The sequence below is a fragment of the Pseudarthrobacter sp. 1C304 genome (assembly GCF_052245515.1).
In the GTDB taxonomy this organism is placed as follows: Bacteria; Actinomycetota; Actinomycetes; order Actinomycetales; family Micrococcaceae; genus Arthrobacter.
Genome location: NZ_JBQQCH010000002.1, coordinates 81,665 through 100,400 on the forward strand (window position 1 = coordinate 81,665; position 18,736 = coordinate 100,400).

At 67.6% G+C, this 18,736-nt stretch carries 13 protein-coding genes; 5 read left to right on the plus strand and 8 right to left on the minus strand.

Annotation, left to right across the window (positions count from 1 at the left end; all coding sequences use genetic code 11):
• Positions 1 to 2 precede the first annotated feature (2 nt).
• Both ACTWQD_RS04465 and ACTWQD_RS04470 read right to left on the minus strand, forming a co-directional pair.
• Positions 3 to 704: a glycosyltransferase family 2 protein gene (locus ACTWQD_RS04465; RefSeq protein ID WP_443194987.1), complete on the minus strand. Its 702-nt coding sequence runs from the start codon at positions 702 to 704 to the stop codon at positions 3 to 5.
• A 61-nt stretch (positions 705 to 765) separates the two neighbouring features.
• On the minus strand, positions 766 to 2,973 hold the full coding sequence (locus ACTWQD_RS04470) for a hypothetical protein (protein ID WP_443194988.1): 2,208 nt from the start codon (positions 2,971 to 2,973) through the stop codon (positions 766 to 768).
• 247 nt (positions 2,974 to 3,220) lie between these two features.
• Between ACTWQD_RS04470 and ACTWQD_RS04475 the strand changes: the two genes are divergently transcribed.
• The 4 genes from ACTWQD_RS04475 (at position 3,221) to ACTWQD_RS04490 (ending at position 6,705) form a co-directional block, all read left to right on the plus strand.
• Positions 3,221 to 4,276 carry a glycosyltransferase gene (locus ACTWQD_RS04475; protein WP_443194989.1) on the plus strand — a complete coding sequence of 352 codons (1,056 nt, stop codon included), beginning with the start codon at positions 3,221 to 3,223 and terminating at the stop codon, positions 4,274 to 4,276.
• A gap of 10 nt (positions 4,277 to 4,286) precedes the next feature.
• Positions 4,287 to 5,222: an NAD-dependent epimerase/dehydratase family protein gene (locus tag ACTWQD_RS04480; RefSeq protein ID WP_443194990.1), complete on the plus strand. Its 936-nt coding sequence runs from the start codon at positions 4,287 to 4,289 to the stop codon at positions 5,220 to 5,222.
• Between the two features lie 128 nt (positions 5,223 to 5,350).
• Positions 5,351 to 5,848, plus strand: coding sequence for a GtrA family protein (locus ACTWQD_RS04485; protein ID WP_443194991.1), 498 nt, complete (start codon positions 5,351 to 5,353; stop codon positions 5,846 to 5,848).
• A complete protein-coding gene (locus tag ACTWQD_RS04490; RefSeq protein ID WP_443194992.1) occupies positions 5,845 to 6,705 on the plus strand; it encodes a glycosyltransferase family 2 protein in 861 nt (286 codons plus the stop codon). Before ACTWQD_RS04485 ends, ACTWQD_RS04490 begins: the two co-directional genes overlap by 4 nt.
• 132 nt (positions 6,706 to 6,837) lie before the next feature.
• On the opposite strand, the gene ACTWQD_RS04495 is transcribed toward ACTWQD_RS04490, so the two are convergent.
• Genes ACTWQD_RS04495 through glf form a run of 5 tightly spaced genes read right to left on the minus strand, consistent with a single transcriptional unit; the run spans position 6,838 to position 13,853 of the window.
• On the minus strand, positions 6,838 to 9,039 hold the full coding sequence (locus ACTWQD_RS04495) for a hypothetical protein (RefSeq protein WP_443194993.1): 2,202 nt from the start codon (positions 9,037 to 9,039) through the stop codon (positions 6,838 to 6,840).
• Positions 9,036 to 9,806 carry an ABC transporter ATP-binding protein gene (locus tag ACTWQD_RS04500; RefSeq protein WP_443194994.1) on the minus strand — a complete coding sequence of 257 codons (771 nt, stop codon included), beginning with the start codon at positions 9,804 to 9,806 and terminating at the stop codon, positions 9,036 to 9,038. The genes ACTWQD_RS04495 and ACTWQD_RS04500 overlap by 4 nt, the downstream gene beginning before the upstream one ends.
• A 1-nt stretch (position 9,807) precedes the next feature.
• Positions 9,808 to 10,677, minus strand: a complete 870-nt coding sequence (locus ACTWQD_RS04505) for an ABC transporter permease (protein WP_443194995.1) — start codon at positions 10,675 to 10,677, stop codon at positions 9,808 to 9,810.
• The gene (locus ACTWQD_RS04510; RefSeq protein ID WP_443194996.1) at positions 10,678 to 12,669 is read right to left on the minus strand and encodes a glycosyltransferase; all 1,992 of its coding nucleotides are present in this window, start codon (positions 12,667 to 12,669) and stop codon (positions 10,678 to 10,680) included.
• Positions 12,666 to 13,853 carry a UDP-galactopyranose mutase gene (glf, locus tag ACTWQD_RS04515; RefSeq protein ID WP_443194997.1) on the minus strand — a complete coding sequence of 396 codons (1,188 nt, stop codon included), beginning with the start codon at positions 13,851 to 13,853 and terminating at the stop codon, positions 12,666 to 12,668. The genes ACTWQD_RS04510 and glf overlap by 4 nt, the downstream gene beginning before the upstream one ends.
• Positions 13,854 to 14,040: 187 nt before the next feature.
• On the opposite strand from glf, the gene ACTWQD_RS04520 reads away from it, so the two are divergent.
• Positions 14,041 to 18,009 carry an FtsK/SpoIIIE domain-containing protein gene (locus ACTWQD_RS04520; RefSeq protein WP_443194998.1) on the plus strand — a complete coding sequence of 1,323 codons (3,969 nt, stop codon included), beginning with the start codon at positions 14,041 to 14,043 and terminating at the stop codon, positions 18,007 to 18,009.
• Between the two features lies 1 nt (position 18,010).
• Here the strand turns inward: ACTWQD_RS04520 and ACTWQD_RS04525 are convergent, their stop codons facing one another.
• Positions 18,011 to 18,502 carry a hypothetical protein gene (locus ACTWQD_RS04525; protein ID WP_443194999.1) on the minus strand — a complete coding sequence of 164 codons (492 nt, stop codon included), beginning with the start codon at positions 18,500 to 18,502 and terminating at the stop codon, positions 18,011 to 18,013.
• Between the last annotated feature and the right edge of the window lie 234 nt (positions 18,503 to 18,736).

The window sequence follows — 18,736 nt, forward strand, 5'->3', positions numbered from 1 at the left end:
GGTCAGATGTCGCTTTCGTGAGTTGTGCGGGCTTTGCCGCGGGTCATGGCAAACAGGAGTGCCAGCATTGACCGGACCAGGTAGATCGCCGATTTCGCCGGATTGTGGCTGGGCTGTCCGCCCTGGCGGGGCCGCATCTCCACACCGGTCTGGGAGACCACGCACCCGGAGCGGATCGCCACGACGAGGGAGTCGATGGTGTCGCCCAGGTACTCGGCCGGATAGTGCTTCAGGTACTGCTTGATGGCGCGGACGTTCCCGGCCCGGAATCCGGACGTGACATCCGTCAGTTCGGTCCGCGCGATCCGGGAAATGACGGCGGCCAGCAGCCGCATGGCCCATTTCCGGGGCCCGCTGACGGTGTACTGTCCCTTATCCGCGAACCGGGCCCCGATGGAGATGTCCGAGTGTTCCAGCCCCGCGATGACGGCGGGGATGTCTTTGGGGTCGTGCTGCCCGTCCGCGTCGACCTGGACGACGGCGTCGTAGCCCATCCGGTGCGCGTACTTGAACCCGGCCCGCATCGCACCGCCGACGCCGAGGTTGAACGGCAGCCGCAGGACATGCGCTCCGGCGGCCTCCGCCAGCTCCGGCGTCCCGTCCTCGGAACCGTCGTCGACGACCAGCACGTCGTAGTTCCGTCCCAGGTCAATGACTTCCCGGACGGTGTTACCGATGCATGCCCGCTCGTTCCAGGCCGGCATGATCACCAAAACCTTGGTCGCGGCTGGAAAACGCACCTTGCTCCGAACTTCTGTCATGTTGCTACTTGGTCCCCTCATGTACGTTTTCCGGCCGCCCTGACGGGTTCCGGCGCGTGCGCCACACCACCATCAGGCTCCAGCCCAGCATCCCGGCGACGGCCACGGCCCACACGGGAATGCCGATCCGCCAGCCCGGAGGCTCGAAGTTAATGGTGATGAGCTTGCCCTGGGCGTCCGCGGGAATATCCAGGCCCAGCAGGTACCCGCCGACGGGACGCTCCATCAATTCTGCCCCATCCACCGTATATCCCGGCCACGGCAGCCGGCTCAGGGCGGCGCGCCCGCCTCCCTCCGGAACCTCGTCAACCTTCAGGACGATCCGGGTGTCGTCCCGGGAGACTTCCGTCAGCTTCGTCCCCGGCTGGGTCCAGCTCACGCCGCCGGCCGGGCCGAGAGGCACGTCCCGGCTCCACAGCACGGTGCCGTCGGTTTCCGCGGCGACGTGCCACCCGGCCGGAACGGCAGGGATCTCCAGTTCCTCATCGCGCGAAACGTAGTTGTTGGACGCCATGGCGACCTGTGGCCTGTTGAAGGACTCCTTGAGGATCTGCACATTGTCGATGTTCAGCTCGTCCACGAGCATGAGTCCCGTCTCGGCCCTGCGGTTGAAGAGCCGCTCCGCCAGCTCCGGGCACGTGCCGCCCAGGTACCGCAGGCACAGGAGCTCGTTGAACTTCGAGAACCCCACCAGCTGGTACCGGTTCAGGACGCTGGCGTCGCTGAGGTACCAGGCGTTGGCCATGAGGGTCTGCTCCCAGGTCTCCTTCTCCTGCGGGTAGTCCAGGGCGTCGCCCACCACCAGCACGTCGTTCTCGACGCCCTTGAGCACACCCTTGTAGGTGGAGACGTCCGCGGGCTGGTTGGCGATGGACAGGCCGCTCCGGGCGGAGGTCCGGTGCTGCAGCAGGGTGGTGGCCGTGGTGGCCAGGAGCACGCCGATGGCGATCAGCGACATGGCGCCCAGGCCGAATTTGTTCCAGCGGTGCGACTGCGCCTCGGGGTGGTTCAGCAGCCACCACAGCGCCACCAGCGCCGCCACGACCACGACGGCGGCCGCGAAGATGGTGAAGTAGCGCGACGGGACCTGAGCCCAGCCCAGGTAGGAGCCGAGGGCCACCAGGCCGAGGGCGAAGTACAGCGAGGGCCGTCCGATGTGCGGCCGCCGGGCGCGCGCCAACGCCACGATGACCAGCAGCACAGCGCCGGTGGCCACATACGGCATAAACCGGGCAGGGTACCGCAGCGGACCGATGGTCGTCGGCAGCAGCACGAACGCGGCAGCGGCGGCGAGGAAGAAGAAGAGGTCGCGCAGCTCGGGGCTGAGCTTCTTGAAGCGGCTCCAGCTCACGAACGCGATGGCGGGCAGGAACCATGCGATGTACGCCGCGGGGCTGGTGGCTCCCGTGCCGGACCACCACCAGGACAGGAGCTGCGGGTAGGCGGTGGCGATCGGCGCCATGAGCAGGCTGTTGAAGTCGATGCTCATGTAGTCGTCGTTCCAGATGCCGGTGGTCCCGCGGGTGGTCACGGCGGCGGTCAGCACGCCCGGGAGGAAGACCACCACGGCTACGAGGCCCAGGGACACGCCGGTGACGGCAATGCGGACGGCGGGGTGCCAGGCCTTGCGGATCAGCGTCTCGATGCCGACGGCCAGCAGGATGAAACCGATGGCCACAGTGCCGGCCACATAGCCCACCGTGACGATCAGGTACCCCGTGATGAACGCCCAGAAGGGATTCCTCTTGCCGGCCATCAGCTTCCGCAGCTCGGCCCAGAAGAAGGGGAAGATGGCCCATACCAGCGCACCCGTCACCCAGGAGGGCGCGTCGAAATACATCGTGAAGCCGTTCAGGGGAACGGCGATGCCGGCGATGAAGGCCCACTCCGGGGACAGTGAATAGCTCCGTGCGAGGACAAACGTGCCCATGCCGGCCGCCACCAGCATGGCAACCTTTAGGGCAGTGGTCAGGACCACCGCGTTCGGGCTGATGTAGGCGAGCACGCCGAACAGCATGACCAGCGGGTTCCAGGTGCCCCATTGCCCTTCGGCGATGTAGTTGCCGCTGGACCAGACGGACGGGTTAAGAACCGGAACCCGGCCCTGCAGCAGGTTTTCACCCAGGTGGTACCAGACTCCGTAGGCGCCGTTCTCGGTATCGTCCTGGAAGTAGTAGCGCGTGTAGAAGAGCAGCGGAATGAGGCTCAGCACCAAGACTGATCCTGCGGTCAGCAAGAGCCACTTCCTGTTGCGCGACGAGGACGATAGGGAAGGCTGCAAGTCAGGATCCGTTCAGTTTGGGCATGCGTCCACCGCAGGACGGCGCGCGAGGGACAGGTTCATATTACCCGAGGTGCTTTCCCGGGCCCGGAACACCCCGCGCGGCAAGGCGCCGGGCCGCTCCGGCGGAGAGCACCTGCGACAACGGCGCGGACAGGAGCCGGTAGAATCTCCTGATATGACACTCGCTCAACCAGAGACCAACTCGACGCCCCACCGCATATCCGTGGTCATCCCCGTTTACCAAGGCGAGAAAACTCTGGTCGGAGTCGTCAACGAACTCCTCCCCTACCGCGAAGTGTCGACCACCAAGGGCGGCCACGATTATGTAGTCTCCGAAGTCCTCCTGGTCTTCGATCACGGTCCGGACAACTCGGCCGCCGTCATCCGCTCCCTTGCCTCGTCGATTGACATTGTCCGGGGTGTCTGGCTGAGCCGGAACTTCGGCCAGCACGCCGCGACCCTTGCCGGCATGGCCTCCGCCGGCGGCGACTGGGTGGTCACCATGGACGAGGACGGCCAGCACGATCCTGCCGCCATCGCGGACCTGCTCGACACGGCCATGGCGGAGAACGCCTCGGTCACCTACGCGATGCCCAGCAACCCCGCCCCGCACGGCTTCCTCCGGAACATGGCATCAAAGAGCGCCAAGCGCACCGTCCGGTTCCTGCTCTCCAGCGACGACGCCACGAGCTACCAGAGCTTCCGGCTGGTCACCGGGGAAGTCGCCCGCTCAGTCGCCGCCTACGCGGGCCACGGCGTCTACCTCGACGTCGCCATGGGCTGGATCGCAGACAAGGTGACCACCTGCCCCGTGATGCTGCGCGAGGAAGGCGACCGGCGCTCCGGCTACCGGCTGCGCTCGCTGCTCTCCCATTTCTGGCGCATGGTGATCTCCAGCGGGACCCGGGGCCTGCGGCTGGTCAGCCTGATCGGCGCCGTCTTCGCCCTGGCCGGAATCGGACTCGCCATCTATTTCGTGATCGCCTACATGACCGGCCACGGCGCCGGGCAGCAGGGCTGGACGTCCACCATGGTGGTCCTGCTCGTCAGCACCGGGGCCATCCTGTTTGCCCTGGGCGTCATTGCGGAATACGTGGGCGTCAACGTCAACATGGCCATGGGGAAGCCCGCGTACCTGATTGTGAGCGACCCGGCCCTGGGCCCGCTCGGCAAGACGGTCCACGCGGCGCCGGCCACGTTGCCCTCCGGCCCGGTGGCCGATGCAGGGTAGGCCCGTATGGGTGATCGGTGCCGGCGGCCTGCTCGGCAAAGCCGTCGTCAGAGAGTTCCAGTCCCGCGGCGAAACCGTCCTGACCAGCAGGATCCCGTGGTCTGAGCCGGACGCCGCACTTGCTGCGTTCCGGGCCGGCGCCGAATGCCTCCGCGACGCGGCAGGTTCCGGGCCCTGGACCATCGCCTGGTGCGCAGGCGCGGGGGTCACCGGCACGTCCCCGGAGGCCTTGGAGGCGGAACTCTCCCTGCTTGCCGAGGCCCTTGGCGTGTTTGAAGAAGTTCTCTGTACCGGCGGCGGGCAGAACGGCGCATTCTTCCTGGCATCCTCCGCCGGCGGGGTTTACGCCGGGTCCAGCGCTCCCCCGTTCACCGAGCACAGCCCGGTGCAGCCCCTGGCCCCGTACGGCTTCGCCAAACTCCGCGCCGAAGCGACCGTGGCCGACTTCGCCCGCCGCGCCGGCGTCCGCGCCTTTATCGGCAGGGTCAGCAACCTCTACGGCCCGGGCCAGAACCTGCGGAAGCCCCAGGGGCTGATCTCGGTTTTCGCCAAGGCCCACCTGACGGGCGCTCCGGTCTCTGTGTACGTGTCCCTGGACACCCTGCGGGACTATCTCTTTGTGGACGACGCAAGCCGGCTGGTCGCGGACGGGCTGGACCGGCTTGTCCTGCCGGACATCCACCCGGGAGAGACCGTGGTGAAGATTCTTGCCTCCCAGCGGGCCGACACGATCGGCAACCTGATCGGCGCCTGCCGGGCGATCTTCAAGCGCCGGCCGCTGATTGTGCTGGGTGCCTCCCCGTTCGCCAAGGCCCAGGCCCACGACCTCCGCCTGAAATCGGTCGTATGGCCGGAGCTTGACGCGCACCCCGTCACCCCCCTCGCGGTGGGGATCAACAACACGGTCCAGGAGGTCCAGCGGCTGGCCCTTTCGGGTCAGCTCTGAAGCGGTCCCGCCGGCTTCCGCCCCGCCCGTCCGGGCAGGTGCATTGTGACGGCGCCGCCGCGCTTCGGTAGTCTAGGGTGTGTGTTTGCCGGTAACCGGCCCCAGATTTCAGAGAACAGGCGGGATCCATGAAGCAGCCAGAACCGACCGAGGAGGCTGTCAAAGGTATCCACAACGGCCCCCCGGGTCCTCTCCTGAAGCTGATCAAGGACGAGCGGGTCGCGTTCGTTCTGGTCGGCGGCGCCAACACCGCCTTCAGCACGGGACTTTTCATCGCCGTTGCCTGGATCTACCCCGGCCTGCCGTCGCCGGTGGTGCTGAGCATTGCGTTCGTTATCTCGCTGATCTCAGTGTTCTTCGTCTACCGGAAACTGGTCTTTCGGGTCAAAGGCCACTTCTGGCTTGACCTGGGCAGGTTCACGCTGGTCAATCTGACCATGTTCTTCACGAACATGGCGCTGCTGCTGGTGGCCCACGAGGTCCTCGGGTACCCCCAGATCCCGTCCCAGATCGCCATCACGTGCGTGACCGTCATCATCAACTACTTCGGCCACAAGTACTTCTCCTTCCGCCGCAGCCCTGAACAAGCGTCCCCCAAGAAAGCCACCGAGGAAAGCACCCCATGAGTCCCAAAGTCTCAATCGTCATTCCGGCCTACAACAACGTCCAGTACATCGAAGAGACCCTCCAGTCCGTGCTGAACCAGACGTTCGAGGACTACGAGGTGGTGATCGCGGACCACTCCTCAATCGACGGCACGGCAGAGGCGATCGCCCGTTTCGCGGACAACCCCAAGCTCCGGGTGCTGACGCCCACGCCCACGGGCGGCGGCGCGCAGGCCAACTGGAACCGGGTCAGCCAGGCGGCCACCGGCGAATACCTCAAGCTGGTCTGCGGCGACGACCTCATTGCGCCGGACGCGCTGGAACTGCAGGTCAAGGCACTGGAAGAAAACCCGGGCGCCGTCATGGTCTCCTCCCAGCGCGATCTGGTCGACGCGGACGGCCGGCTCTTCCTCAAGGCCCGCGGGCTGCAGGGCGTCAGCGGACGCGTCACCGGCCGCCAGGCCATCCGGGCCACCGTCCGCGCCGGGTCCAACATCTTCGGCGAGCCCGCCTGTTCGCTGTTCAAGCGTGAACTGCTCGCCCAGGACGGGTGGTGGGACAACTCCCATCCCTACCTCATCGACGAAGCAACCCTGGTGCGCATCTGCCGACACGGCGACTTCGTGGCGCTGCGGAAAACGCTGGCGTCCTTCCGGATCAGCGCCAGCCAGTGGAGCGTCCGGCTGGCCCGCCAGCAGTCCGACCAGGCCATTGCGTTCCACAAGCAGCTCCGGGCGGACGATCCCACGCTCCTGAGCCGGCTCGATCTGGCAGTCGGCAACGCCAAAGCCATCGCCATGTCCTACGCCCGCCGGCTGGCATACGTCCGGCTGAACCGGCGCATGGGCCACCAGCACGCTGTGAAGAGCACCGTCTAGCATCCGGCGCCGGCACCCTGCCGGCCGGCCCTCCGGCCGCCAGCCACAACAGCCCCGGGGCGTATCACCATGTGATACGCCCCGGGGCTGTTTTGCGCTGTCGCCTGGAGCCGCTGTCGCCTGGAGTGTTGCCTAGACTGTTGCGGCGACTTCCGGTGCCGGCTGCGGGCTGCCCGGCCGCCTCCGCCGGTGCAGGAGCAGTTCCGCGAGGCTCCATGCCACGGTCACCCCTGCCGCCAGCGTGATGCTGCCTACGACGGCGGGCCATCCGGGCGGCGCGAACCGGACAGTGACCGTCGTCCCGGCAGATCCCGCCGGGATTTCGATCTGGAGGAGGTAGCCACGCAGCGGGGCCACGACGGTGGCCCCGTCGGCGTCGTACCCCGGCCACGCCAGCCGGCTGAACACCGCCTGCGCCGGTGCATCGCCGGTCCGGTCCACGCGGAGCACCACCTCTTGGCTGCTCTCCGAGACCACCGACACATCTGTCCCCTCCGAGGTCCAGACCACGTGGCCCGTGTTCAGCAGCGGCTGGTCCCTGACCCAGACCACCGAGTCGGCGGACCTGCCGGCTTCGTGCCAGCCGCCGGGCGGGGGGCCGTTGAAGGCCGTGGCGGACTGCGGGTCCGCCGGGTCGCGCAGGATCTGCACCGTGTCGATCGACAGCAGGTCTGCCAGGATCCTGCCGGTGGCGGGGTCGGTCTCGAAGAGTTTTCCGGCCGCCGCGGGACAGGTCCAGCCATGGCTTGAGATGCACAGGTCTTCAGCGTATTTCGCGAACATGATCGGCGTGTACAGGTTCTGGACTTCAGCGGAGTTCAGGTACCAGGCATTCGATGCGAGGGTTTCGTTCCAGATCTCCGGGCCCAGCGTGGTGGGATCGCCGACGATGAAGGTCCCGCCCTGTGCCTCCGGCAGCTGGCTCGAGTAACCTCCGGGGCTGTCAGGCATCCTGTAGTCGGGCAGCGGCGAGGACTTGAAGGCCACATGCTGTCCTGCGGCGATCACCATGCTCACGAGCAGCACCCCGCCGGCCAGGGCGGCCGGGCTCCGGAAGCGGGAGTGCAGCCGGTGGGAATAGAGCACCATAAGAAGTGCGACAATGCCGCCGAGCGCGAGGAAACCAAAGAGCGCCGCCACCCGGAAGGACGGATACTGGCTCCAGGCAAGGTACAGCCCGGAGAGCACAATGGCGGCGGTGGCAGCGATCCGTCCCCGGCTGAGCGCGGGGACCCGGAAGCGCGACACCATCACCGCGAGCACCAGCAGGACGGTCAGGGAGACGTAGGGCATGATGCGGATGGGAAAGCGAAGGGGCCCCAGGTCGCTGGGTGCGAGGGTCAACGCCAGCGACAGCGCCCCCACGACCCACAGCGCCGTCATGTCCCGGCCGGCCGCCCGTACCCGGGCGTAGTCCACCACGGCGAGGACCGGGAGGAACCAGGCCACGTACAGGAGGGGCACCGTGGCGAAACCGCCCCACCATCCGGTGACCTGCGGCAGGCTGCCGGGCACCCAGGCGGTGTACATTCCGGTCAGGTCGGGCGTCAGGAAGCCGCTGTTCGCGATGCCCCCGGACCGCGCGGTCACCGGTGCCGTCAGGACGCCGGGGAGGTACACCGCCGTCGCGATGAGGCCGCAGACCAAGCCGGCGAAGAGCAGCCGGAGGGCAGCCCGCCGTCGGCCGTTCAGCCAGGCCTCCAGCAGCAGTCCCAGGAAGACGATGACCAGCATCAGCGTCCCGTGCACGTAGCCGATGGTGATCAGCACGTAGGCGGGGGCCAGAGCGGGGAACGGGTTGCGCTCCTGGAACGCCATCCTGCGCAGCCCCCACCAGGTGAGGGGCAGGAGGCTGAAGACCATAAGCCCGGTGACCCAGGATGCGGCGTCGATGTACACAGTGAATCCGGTCAGGGTCACTGCGACGCCGGCGATGGCGGACCATTCCGGCCGGGCCTTGTAGCTCCTGGCCAGCAGGAACGTGCCGGCCGCCAGCAGGCAGAGGAAGCTGATCTTCAGGATTGTCGAGAAAACCACGATGTTGGCTGAACGGCTCGCCAGCCAGCCGATGAGGAGAATCAGCGGATTCCAGATGCCCCACTGGCCCTCGGCGGCATAGTTGCCGGCGCCCCACGCGCTGTCACTGAACAGCGGCCACTCCCCCGCGCTGAGCTTGGTTCCGATTTCGAACCAGATGCCGAAGGCCCCGGCCTGGGTGTCGTCGTAGTAGTAGAACCTGTTATTGGTGATCAGCGGAATCAGCGAACCCAGGAAGGCAACGGCCACCGTCGCACTCAGCCAGGCGAGGTCGCTGCCGGTGCGCAGCGGTTTCACAAACTGTCCCCGGACTCCGCGTGCGCTGAACGCCGCCTGAGCTCCGCCACGACCCCGTGCACCTCCCCGTCCATGACCACCTTGCCGTGCTCGAGCAGGACGCCCCGCTCGCACACGGTAGCCACCAGGTCCAGGTCGTGGCTCACCACAAAGAGGGTCTTCCCCATCTCGGAGAGTTCTTTGATTTTTGCGATGCATTTGCGCTGGAAGGGCTCATCGCCCACGGCAAGGATCTCGTCGATCAGGAAGACCTCTGGGTCCGTGTGCACCGCGATGGAGAATGCCAGCCGCAGGTACATGCCGGAGGAGTAGAACTTCACCTCGGTGTCGATGAACTCGCCGATTTCGGAGAACTCCACGATCGAGTCGAACTTCTCGTCGATCTGTTTTTCCGTCATGCCCAGGATGGCGCCGTTGAGGTAGACGTTGTCCCGGCCGCTGAGGTCGTGGTGGAAGCCTGCGCCGACCTCGATGAGCCCGGCGACCCGGCCGCGTGTCCGCACCGTACCGCCGTCGGGCTGCAGGACGCCGGAGATGAGCTTCAGGAGCGTCGACTTGCCGGAGCCGTTGAGCCCCATGAGCGCCACCGTCTCGCCCTGCTTCACTTCCAGGGAGACGTCGTCGAGGGCCAGGAATTTCTTCGACAGGTCCCCCTTCCGTCCCTTGACCAGCCACACCAGGGCCTCTTTGAGGGAACGGGTGTGGCGCAGGACGAACTGCTTGCGGAGGTCGATGCAGCTGATGGCTACATGGCCGTGCGGGGTCATGTCAGAGCTCCTGGGCGAAATGGACGGCGAGCCGGCGGAACGTCAGCTGGCCGAGGAACAGCAGGGCGAGGGAGATCAGCATGGCGATCGGAAGCCACAGCGACAGCAGCCCCGGCGGGATGGTGTCAATGACCATCTGCTCGGGCGTGAGCGTCGGCTCCCAGAAGGCCCAGTGGAACACCTCCACTGCCACCGTCATGGGGTTCAGCTGGTAGACCCAGAACCAGGACCCCATCACGTTCTCGACCATGGTCCAGACGTAGAGGACGGGCGACGCCCAGGTCACCACCATCACGATCATGTCCACGATGTTCTCGGAATCGCGGAAGTAGACGTTGGCGGCCCCGAAGATCAGGCCCAGTCCGGTGGCGAGGACGGCGACCATCAGGAAGATCAGGACGGCGGCGGCCAGCTGGAAGACCGTCGGCGTCCATCCCACCACCAGGCAGGCGCCCACCAGCACCAGCAGCTGGGGAAGGAAATGCGCTGCCGATACCCACACCGTGGCCACGGGAAAGAGCTCGCGGGGCAGGTAGATCTTCCGGATCAGGTCGCGGTTGTCCACGATGGACCGTGTGGCGTTGGAGAGGCACTCCGTGAAGAAGTTGACCAATACGATCCCGGCAAAAAGGTAGATCGCATAGTTCGGCGTGCCCCGCTGGAGGTCGAGGAAAACGCCCAGCGCCACAAAGTAGATGAGGAACTGGACCAGCGGCTTGACGTACGACCACAGAAGCCCCAGGACCGAGCCCCGGTACCGGACCTTGATTTCCTTGCGCACCAGCAGTTTCAGGAGGAAACGGTCACCGTAAACGTCGAGGAGGCCCCGCCCGCTTCCGGGTTTTACCAGCTGGTCGGCCTGACCTGCCATCTAGTCGCCGTCCTTGGTGTTCGCCTCGAACGTCTTCTTCCACGCGTCGAAGGAGCTGATCTCCGCCACGGCGGACCTGTACTGCCGGGCGAGCTTGTCCCATTCGCGGAACAGCTGGGCGTGCAGGCGGGTCGTTTCGGTCAGCATCGCTTTCAGCTTCTTCGGGTCCCGCTGGTACCAGGACGCGCCCGTACCTTCGGCGTTGGACACCACAACACTGTCGTAGTGCGCCACCCGGTACCAGCGGTTGTCCCGGTGGGCCAGGTAGCCCTGGGGCCGTTCGGCGCTCTCGGGGCCGGGCGCCTTGATCAGCTGCCGCGCAACGGTTTTGATGCCCCACGGGATGAGCTGCTTCTTGCTGGGCAGCCCCACAACGGTCCCGCCCATCGGGCCGCGGCCGATTTTCGGCGCGGGGAAGTCGTCGACGTCGTCCTTCAGCTGGGCGTCCGGATACTGGGACTTCAGCGCATTGATCTCCGGCAGCTTGGTGCCCAGCACCTCGTGCAGGTCCCCGGGCCCCTTCAGGAGGTCCCGCAGCGCCTCGATGTGCCCGTGTTCGGTGAAGTACTGCATCGACACGAGGTGCTTGACGTCGGACTGGAACGATTCGCGCAGCACGCGCCCGCCCTTGGGGTACGGGCTGTGGATCAGGGTGGTGATCAGCCGGTTGCGCGCGTGGAAGTAGGCCTGCCAGCCGACAAGGTCGTCCTTGTCGATCCATGACACGTGCCAGACGGCGGCGCCGGGCATCGAGACCGTGGCAAACCCGGCCTCCCGGGCGCGCAGCCCGTACTCGGCGTCGTCCCACTTAATGAACAGCGGCAGCGACAGCCCGATTTCTTTGATGACGGCGGTGGGGATGAGGCACATCCACCAGCCGTTGTAGTCCACGTCCACCCGGCGGTGCAGCCAGGGGGTCTGGCGCAGGTTCGCGACGCTGAAGTCGTGCCGGGTTTCCATGTCTGCGTGCGGCAGTGCCGGTACGATCCGGAAGGGGTCCACCACTTCGCCGAAGGTGTGCAGCACGCTGCGGTTGTAGAGGTCGAACATGTGGCCGCCGACAATGGTCGGCTTGCGGCAGTGGTCGGCGAAGGTGACCAGGCGGACGATGCTTTCGGGTTCGACGACGATGTCGTCGTCGAGCAGCAGGGCGTAGTCACTGCCGTTCTCGACAGCCTCGTACATGCCGCGGGCGAACCCGCCGGATCCGCCCAGGTTTGCCTGGTTGATGATCCGCAGCTTGCCGCCGAGGGCATCCCGAACGGCGGCGAAGCCGGGCTCGTCCTCTACTTTCTGCGTGCCCTGGTCCACGATCAGGATTTCCTTGACGTTCTCCAGCACGTCAGGGTTCTCCGACAGGATGCGGGCGTTGTTCAGGCAGAAATCCGGCTTGTTCATGGTGGTGATTTCGAGGGTGACCTGGCCCTTGGGGCCGTCAGTGGCCGCCGTCTCCCACTGGCCGCTCTCGAGCACGAGCCCATCGGCGCTGGCAGCGAGATCGAACCAGTACCAGCCGCCGTCGCCGAACGGCTTCAGGGACAGCTCGAAGACGGACGTGGAGTCGCCGTCGACGTGGACGCCGTCCACGCGCTGGACCGAGCCGCGGGCGTTCGACTTGTACACGGTGACGGTGCCGGTACCGGTGGTCCGGACCACCAGCCGGATGTCCCGGACCGAGGTCCAGCGCCGCCAGTAGCTCGCCGGAAACGCGTTGAAGTAGGTGCCGAAGGAGATCTGCTCCCCGGAACGGACCCGCATGGAATGCCGGGTGAGCAGGTCCTCGAAGTGTGCCTGCTGGCTGCCGGAGCTGAACATCTGCAGTTTGTCTTCAGGCAGCTTGGGCGTGCGGGCCAGTTCGTCGTTCTCGCGCAGCCGGATGCCGCTGGCACTGCCGGCGTCGGCGTACAGCGAGACCGTGTCCGGCTGGTCTGCCGACGGCAGGATGACGCGCTGGATGGTGGCCCAGTCCTTGGTTTCTACAGCGGCGCTCATGCGTCCACTCCTCCGCTTTCCAGTGTGGCGCCGCTTTCGAAGTGCGGGCGGATCTTGTTCTCGAACATGGTCAGGGCTGAGCCGATGGCCATGTGCATGTCCAGGTACTTGTAGGTGCCGAGGCGTCCGCCGAAGAGGACGTCCTTCTCGGCGGCCGCCAGGTCGCGGTACTTGAGCAGGCGCTCACGGTCCGCGGCGGTGTTGATCGGGTAGTAGGGCTCATCGCCCTTTTCCGCCGCCCGGGAGAACTCGCGCATGATGACGGTCTTCTCCGTCTGGTAGTCGCGTTCGGGGTGGAAATGGCGGGGTTCGATGATGCGGGTGAACGCGACGTCGTCGTCGTTGTAGTTGACCACTGACGTGCCCTGGAAATCACCGACGTCGAGGACCTCCTCCTCGAAGTCGATGGTGCGCCAGGAGAGGTCGCCCTCGGCAAAGTCGAAATAGCGGTCGACGGGCCCGGTGTAGACCACGGGGACGGTGCCCACCACGTTGTTTTTGTTGTATTCCTGCGACTCGTCGAAGAAGTCGGTGTTGAGCCGGACTTCGATGTTGGGGTGCTCCGCCATCTTCTCGATCCAGGCGGTGTAGCCGTTCGTCGGCAGGCCCTCGTAGGTGTCGTTGAAGTACCGGTTGTCGTAGTTGTAGCGCACCGGGAGCCTCGAGATGATCCCCGCGGGCAGGTCCTTGGGGTCCGTCTGCCACTGCTTGCCGGTGTAGTGCTTGATGAACGCCTCGTACAGCGGCCGGCCGATGAGCTGGATGCCCTTGTCGTTAAGGTTCTGCGGATCGGTGCCCGCCAGTTCCCCTGCCTGGTCCTGGATCAGCTCCCGTGCCTGCCCCGGCGTCATGTTCGCGCGGAAGAACTGGTTGATGGTGGCCAGGTTGATCGGCAGGGAGTAGACCTCGCCCTTGTGGACTCCGTACACCTTGTGCACGTAGTTGGTGAAGGTCGTGAACCGGTTCACGTACTCCCACACCCGCTCATTGGAGGTGTGGAAAAGGTGGGCGCCGTAGCGGTGCACCTCGATGCCGGTCTGCTCTTCCTTTTCGCTGTAGGCGTTGCCGCCGATGTGATGGCGGCGGTCGATGACAACCACCTTCAAGCCCAGCTCTGTGGCGGCCTGTTCTGCGATTGTCAGGCCGAAGAAGCCCGACCCTACGATGACGAGGTCAGCGGTCACAAACTCTCCTGATTCGAATGCGGGCAGCGCAATGGTGCGCATTGTCTGCTGCTCTAGCCTACCCGAGCGCCCGCCGTAATCAGCCATGGCAGGCTCCGTCCACATAGCCCGGATCCGCCGCGCAGTCCGCCCGTGCCGGGGTCTAGCGTGGGATCCAAACCACTGCCCGGGAAAGGATTCCGCGTCGATGATGCTGCACTGCACCCTGGTGGCGGCGCCGGGGTCGGACCTCACCGCCGGGCCGCTGGAACTCGCCGTCGACGTCCCCGCACCCTGTTCGGGCGCGGAACTCCAGCGGGCGCTGTCCCGGCGGTACGGGACCGGTGAGCTGACCGTGGACCGGATCCCGGTGGCTGCGCTCACCGTCGGCGAGGCGCCGCTGGTCCCCGGCGCCGTGCTGGTGGACGGCATCGTGGGCGGCGGCGACCGGGAAAAGGACCGGGCAGCGCGGCCCGCCGCCGGGGACGCAGCGGCCCTCGTCCTCGCGGTGCACAGCGGGCCCGCCGCCGGGCTGCTCGTTGCGCTCAGGCGCGGGCGGTTCCGGATCGGGCGCAGCAACACCGACGTCGCCATTCCGGATGCGGAGCTGTCCCGCGACCATGCGCAACTGGAGGTCTCCGACTCCGCTGTGACGCTCCTGGACCTTGGCAGTGCGAACGGGACCACCGTCGACGCGAAGCGCGTCCATGCGGCGGCTATCTCCACGGAGTCCCTTTTCCGGTGCGGCGGTTCATCGATGTCCCTGGTGTTCGGCGGCGCGGCCGTCGGCGGAAGCCTGGCCCCGGGGGTCCCGGCCGCGGCTGGTTCCGACGTCTCCGAGCCGTTGACGGTCAGCAACCCTGCGGCCGGCAGCAACCGGAGGGCCCTGGTGCTGGCCGCAGTCCTGCCCCTTGCCCTCGGCACCGGCCTCGCCGTGGCAACGGGGATGTGGATCTTCCTGGCGTTCACCGCGGTGTCGGCGGTGTCGGTGCTGGTACCGGTCGCTGCGGGCCGGCGGCAGCGGCGCGAGCTGGGGTCCGCCGTAGCCGCCGCTGCCCGCCAGGACGCGGAACGACGGCGGCGGGCGGCGCCATCGGCAGGAGAGCTGTCCCTGCGGTGCTGTTTCTCCGGGCCCGGTGGGATGCAGGGTCCGGCTGTTCCGGGGCCTGTCTGGTTGCGGCTGGGCCAGGCGCCGCAGCGCGCGAACATCCGGCTGGACCCGCCCGATCCCGGATTCCGGGCGCCGCCGCTCGGCATGGCGCCGGTGACCCTTGACCCGGCGACGGCCGTGACGGCGCTGCGCGGCCCGGAACCTGCTGTGTCCGGGCTGCTCAGGTCAATCCTGCTGCAGCTGGCCTGCTACCCCGCGGCAGGGCGGACCAGAATCCTCATCCACGGCCCGGCACCGGCCCTCCTTCCCGCGCGGTTCCTGGCGGCGGCAACGCTCTCCGGGCAGGAGTCGTCCACCCTGGAAGCACTGGCCGGCGGCCCCGGCGGGGAGGACGAACGCGGGGTGCTGATCATCGCCGGATCCACCGCGACGGCCGCCCTGCGCGCAGCGGCCGTGGCCGGCGGGTGGCAGGTGATCGACTGCGGCGGCGATCCTGCCGCCGACGTCGTCCTTGTGCTCAGCGAGCGCACCGGGCGGCTGAGCACTGCGCGGAAATCGGTGGAGTTCATTCCCGACCTCGTTCCGGCCGGCGTCTTCGACCGCAACTGCCGCCGGCTGGGCGGCAGCGCACCGGTCACGGTCCGGGCGGCGGGCATCCCGGGAACCTGCCCGCTCGGCGCGGTTCTTCCGCTGGGCGCGCCGGACATCGCCCGCCGGTGGGCGGAGTCCTCAACGGGCGGCGGCCTGCCGGTCGTCGTCGGCGTCGGAAGGTCCGGTCCCCTGTGCCTGGACCTCCAGGCGGACGGTCCCCATGTCCTGGTGGCCGGAACCACCGGATCCGGCAAATCGGAGTTCCTCCGGACGCTGGCCGCCGCGCTGGCGGCAGCGCACCCGCCCTCGCGGGTCAACGTGCTGTTCATCGATTTCAAGGGCGGCTCCGGTTTGGGCCCGCTGGCCGGACTCGCGCACTGCGTCGGGCTCCTGACGGACCTTGAGAGCAGCGAGGTTTCGCGGGCCCTGGTGTCCCTGGCAGCCGAAGTCCGACGCCGGGAGGAACTCCTGGCCGCGCACCGGGCCGCCGACCTCACGGCCTACGAGTCCCTTCATCATGGCGGCCCGCCGCTGCCGCATCTGGTCCTGATCATCGATGAGTTCAGGCTGCTGGTCGACGAGGCCCCGGCCGCCCTGGCTGAGCTCATGCGGATCGCCGCGATCGGGCGTTCCCTCGGGATACACCTGGTCATGGCGACCCAGCGCCCGCAGGGGGCCATCTCCGCCGATATCCGCGCCAACGTGACCAGCCGCATCGCCTTGCGGGTCCAGTCCGACCCGGACTCCCTCGACGTCATCAATTCCCGGCTGGCAGCAACCATCCCCATCACGGTTCCGGGCCGCGCCTACCTGGTCCGCGGAAACGAAGCCCCGGAGGAATTCCAGACCGCCACCGTCACGGCGCCTACCCGGGAGCCGGTCCGTGGCCCCACCGTCATGCCGGCGATGGAATTTTTCAACCGACCGCCCGACGGCACTTTGTCCGGGCAGGCCGCCGCTGCAGCCCCGGAGCCTGACCCGGGGCTCGCCCGCCTGGTCGGGGCAGTGAACTCCGCCTGGTCGCTGGCCGGCGGCGGCGCGCCGCGCCGTCCCGTCGCAGCGCCCCTGCCCCAGCAACTGCCTTTTCCCTCGAACCCGGTGCCGCCGGATCAGTTGGCGCCGGATGTGGCGGCGCCGGGCCGCCCCCGGATCAGGCTGGGCCTGCTGGACGTGCCCGAGGAGCAGCGGGTTGCCGAGTTCGGCTGGCTCCCGGGCTCCGACGGCCACCTCGCGGTGGTGGCCGGAACCGCGGGCGGCGCCGACGCCGTCCTGAAACTCGTCGTGGAGCAGCTTCTTCACTGCCGGGCCGAGTCGCACGTGTATGTCCTCGACGCCGCGGGCCTCTTCGGCACAGCGGCCACCGCCGCCAGGGTCGGGGCTGTGGCGGGCCCGCACGAACTCCGCCGGGCGGCGCGGGTGCTGGAGCGGCTTGCCGAAGAAATGACCCGCAGGCTGGGCGCCCCGGACCCGCTTGCCCCTCCGGCGATCGTCCTCGTCCTGTGCGGCTGGGGGTCGTGGGCGTCGGCATTCCGTGCCGGGCCGCTGGCCTGGGCTGAGGACCTAGTCCAGGACCTGGTCCGCGACGGCGCCAGGGCCGGCATCACAGTGGTCGCCGCGGGCGGACGCGAGCTGGTGACCGCGCGGTTCTTCGCCGCCCTTCCGAACCGCATCTTCCTGCCCGCCGGATCGAGCGAGGAAGAGCGGCTTGCCTGGCCGCGGCTGCCAGCTGTCGACGCCGGCCGGGTGGCGGTTTTTGGACCGATGTCCCCGGCAGCCTCGGCGGCCGGTCACGTGGGCCAGCTCTTCGGGCCCGTGTCCCCCGGGGTCCAGGTGCATGATGTTGCCCTGGCGCACCGGCCGTTCCGCGTCGAACCGCTGCCCGGGCATGTGACGGTCAGCGAGGTCCGCTCCCGTGCGGGTGGGACGCCACGGAACAACACGCTGCGCCTTGGGCTCGGCGGCGACGAGCTCCTCCCGGCAGGGATCCGGCTGCCCCGGGGCGGCACGGTCGCCGTCCTCGGCGGCGCGGCGTCCGGGAAGAGTTCGCTGCTCTTGGCCCTGCCCGGCCTCAACCCGGGAGCGAGCTGGCTGAGGGCCCCGGATACGGGCGCTGAACGGTACTGGTCCGGGATCCACGATGCGGCGCTCTCCGGCACCCTGGATCCGGCGGCCATCCTCCTGGCGGACGATCTGGACCTTCAGCCGGCCGAGACGGGCAGCCGGATGGTGTCGCTGAACAGCCTCGGCTGGCGGGTGGTCTTCACGGCCGGCTTCAGTCCCGGCATCCGCCAACGCGTACCTCTGGCACTCACCGCGGCGAACCAGGGACGGGGCATCCTGATCGCGCCGCGGACCCTGCTGGACGGAGAACTGTTCGGCGTCCGGTTCGACGTCGGGCACAGCCCTCCCCCGGGGCGCGCGGTGGTCATTGCGGACGGCCGGACGCGCGTGGTGCAGCTGGCCTGTGAAGCCTGAGCTACAGGGCCGGCGGCGCCCCGCCGGCGCGGGACGCGAACGCAATGACGCGCTTGTCAAACAACAGGATGATGGCGAGAACCGCCGGGACCAGCATGGCCAGGCCCGCCAGCGGGTATCCGCCGGACATCGTGGGAAAGCCAATGGTGAGGGTGAAAAGCTGTGCCACCAGCGCACCCGCACGCGGCCACCGGTAACCGCGGAACAGGAAAATGGCCACCGCGGAAAGCCAGGCCGAGAAGCCCAGCAGGAGCACCAGCGTGAACACCGCACCCCAGAAGGAGAGCACCGGGGCGCCGGTCAGCAGCTGGGTTCCGTACCAGAGGGCCGCCACCAGCAGCGCTGCCGCTTCCAGCGCCACAACGACCGCTATGACAAGGATGCCGGCGGGCCGCTCCGGAGAGCCGGACCCGGCGCCGTCCGCGGAAAGACCCGCGGGTTCGCCGTCGCGGTCGCGGGCAGGTTCTGAGGGGTTTTCGGGGGCTCTTGACACACTGGCACAGTACCGGACATAGTCGGCTAAAGGTGCGTGCTCCGCCAGCCAATGTGATGCATCGCTCACGATCTCAGCGCAGATTGCCGCCAAATACCCCTTGTTTACACAGCGTTAACATGACACGCTTAATCCAGATGACCGAGGGGGCCCCAGAGGGCCCCTTTCTTATGTAGCCTCTAGTGAATAATTTCACAAAGGCATTTAACGAGTGCCCAGGAAATGGAGTAACTG

Coding starts and splice junctions, on each gene's coding strand:
- ACTWQD_RS04465 (WP_443194987.1), bottom strand. CDS start 704: ATGCCGGCCTGGAACGAGCGGGCATGCATCGGTAACACCGTCCGGGAA.
- ACTWQD_RS04505 (WP_443194995.1), bottom strand. CDS start 10,677: ATGGCAGGTCAGGCCGACCAGCTGGTAAAACCCGGAAGCGGGCGGGGC.
- ACTWQD_RS04510 (WP_443194996.1), bottom strand. CDS start 12,669: ATGAGCGCCGCTGTAGAAACCAAGGACTGGGCCACCATCCAGCGCGTC.
- ACTWQD_RS04520 (WP_443194998.1), top strand. CDS start 14,041: ATGATGCTGCACTGCACCCTGGTGGCGGCGCCGGGGTCGGACCTCACC.
- ACTWQD_RS04490 (WP_443194992.1), top strand. CDS start 5,845: ATGAGTCCCAAAGTCTCAATCGTCATTCCGGCCTACAACAACGTCCAG.
- ACTWQD_RS04485 (WP_443194991.1), top strand. CDS start 5,351: ATGAAGCAGCCAGAACCGACCGAGGAGGCTGTCAAAGGTATCCACAAC.
- ACTWQD_RS04475 (WP_443194989.1), top strand. CDS start 3,221: ATGACACTCGCTCAACCAGAGACCAACTCGACGCCCCACCGCATATCC.
- ACTWQD_RS04500 (WP_443194994.1), bottom strand. CDS start 9,806: ATGACCCCGCACGGCCATGTAGCCATCAGCTGCATCGACCTCCGCAAG.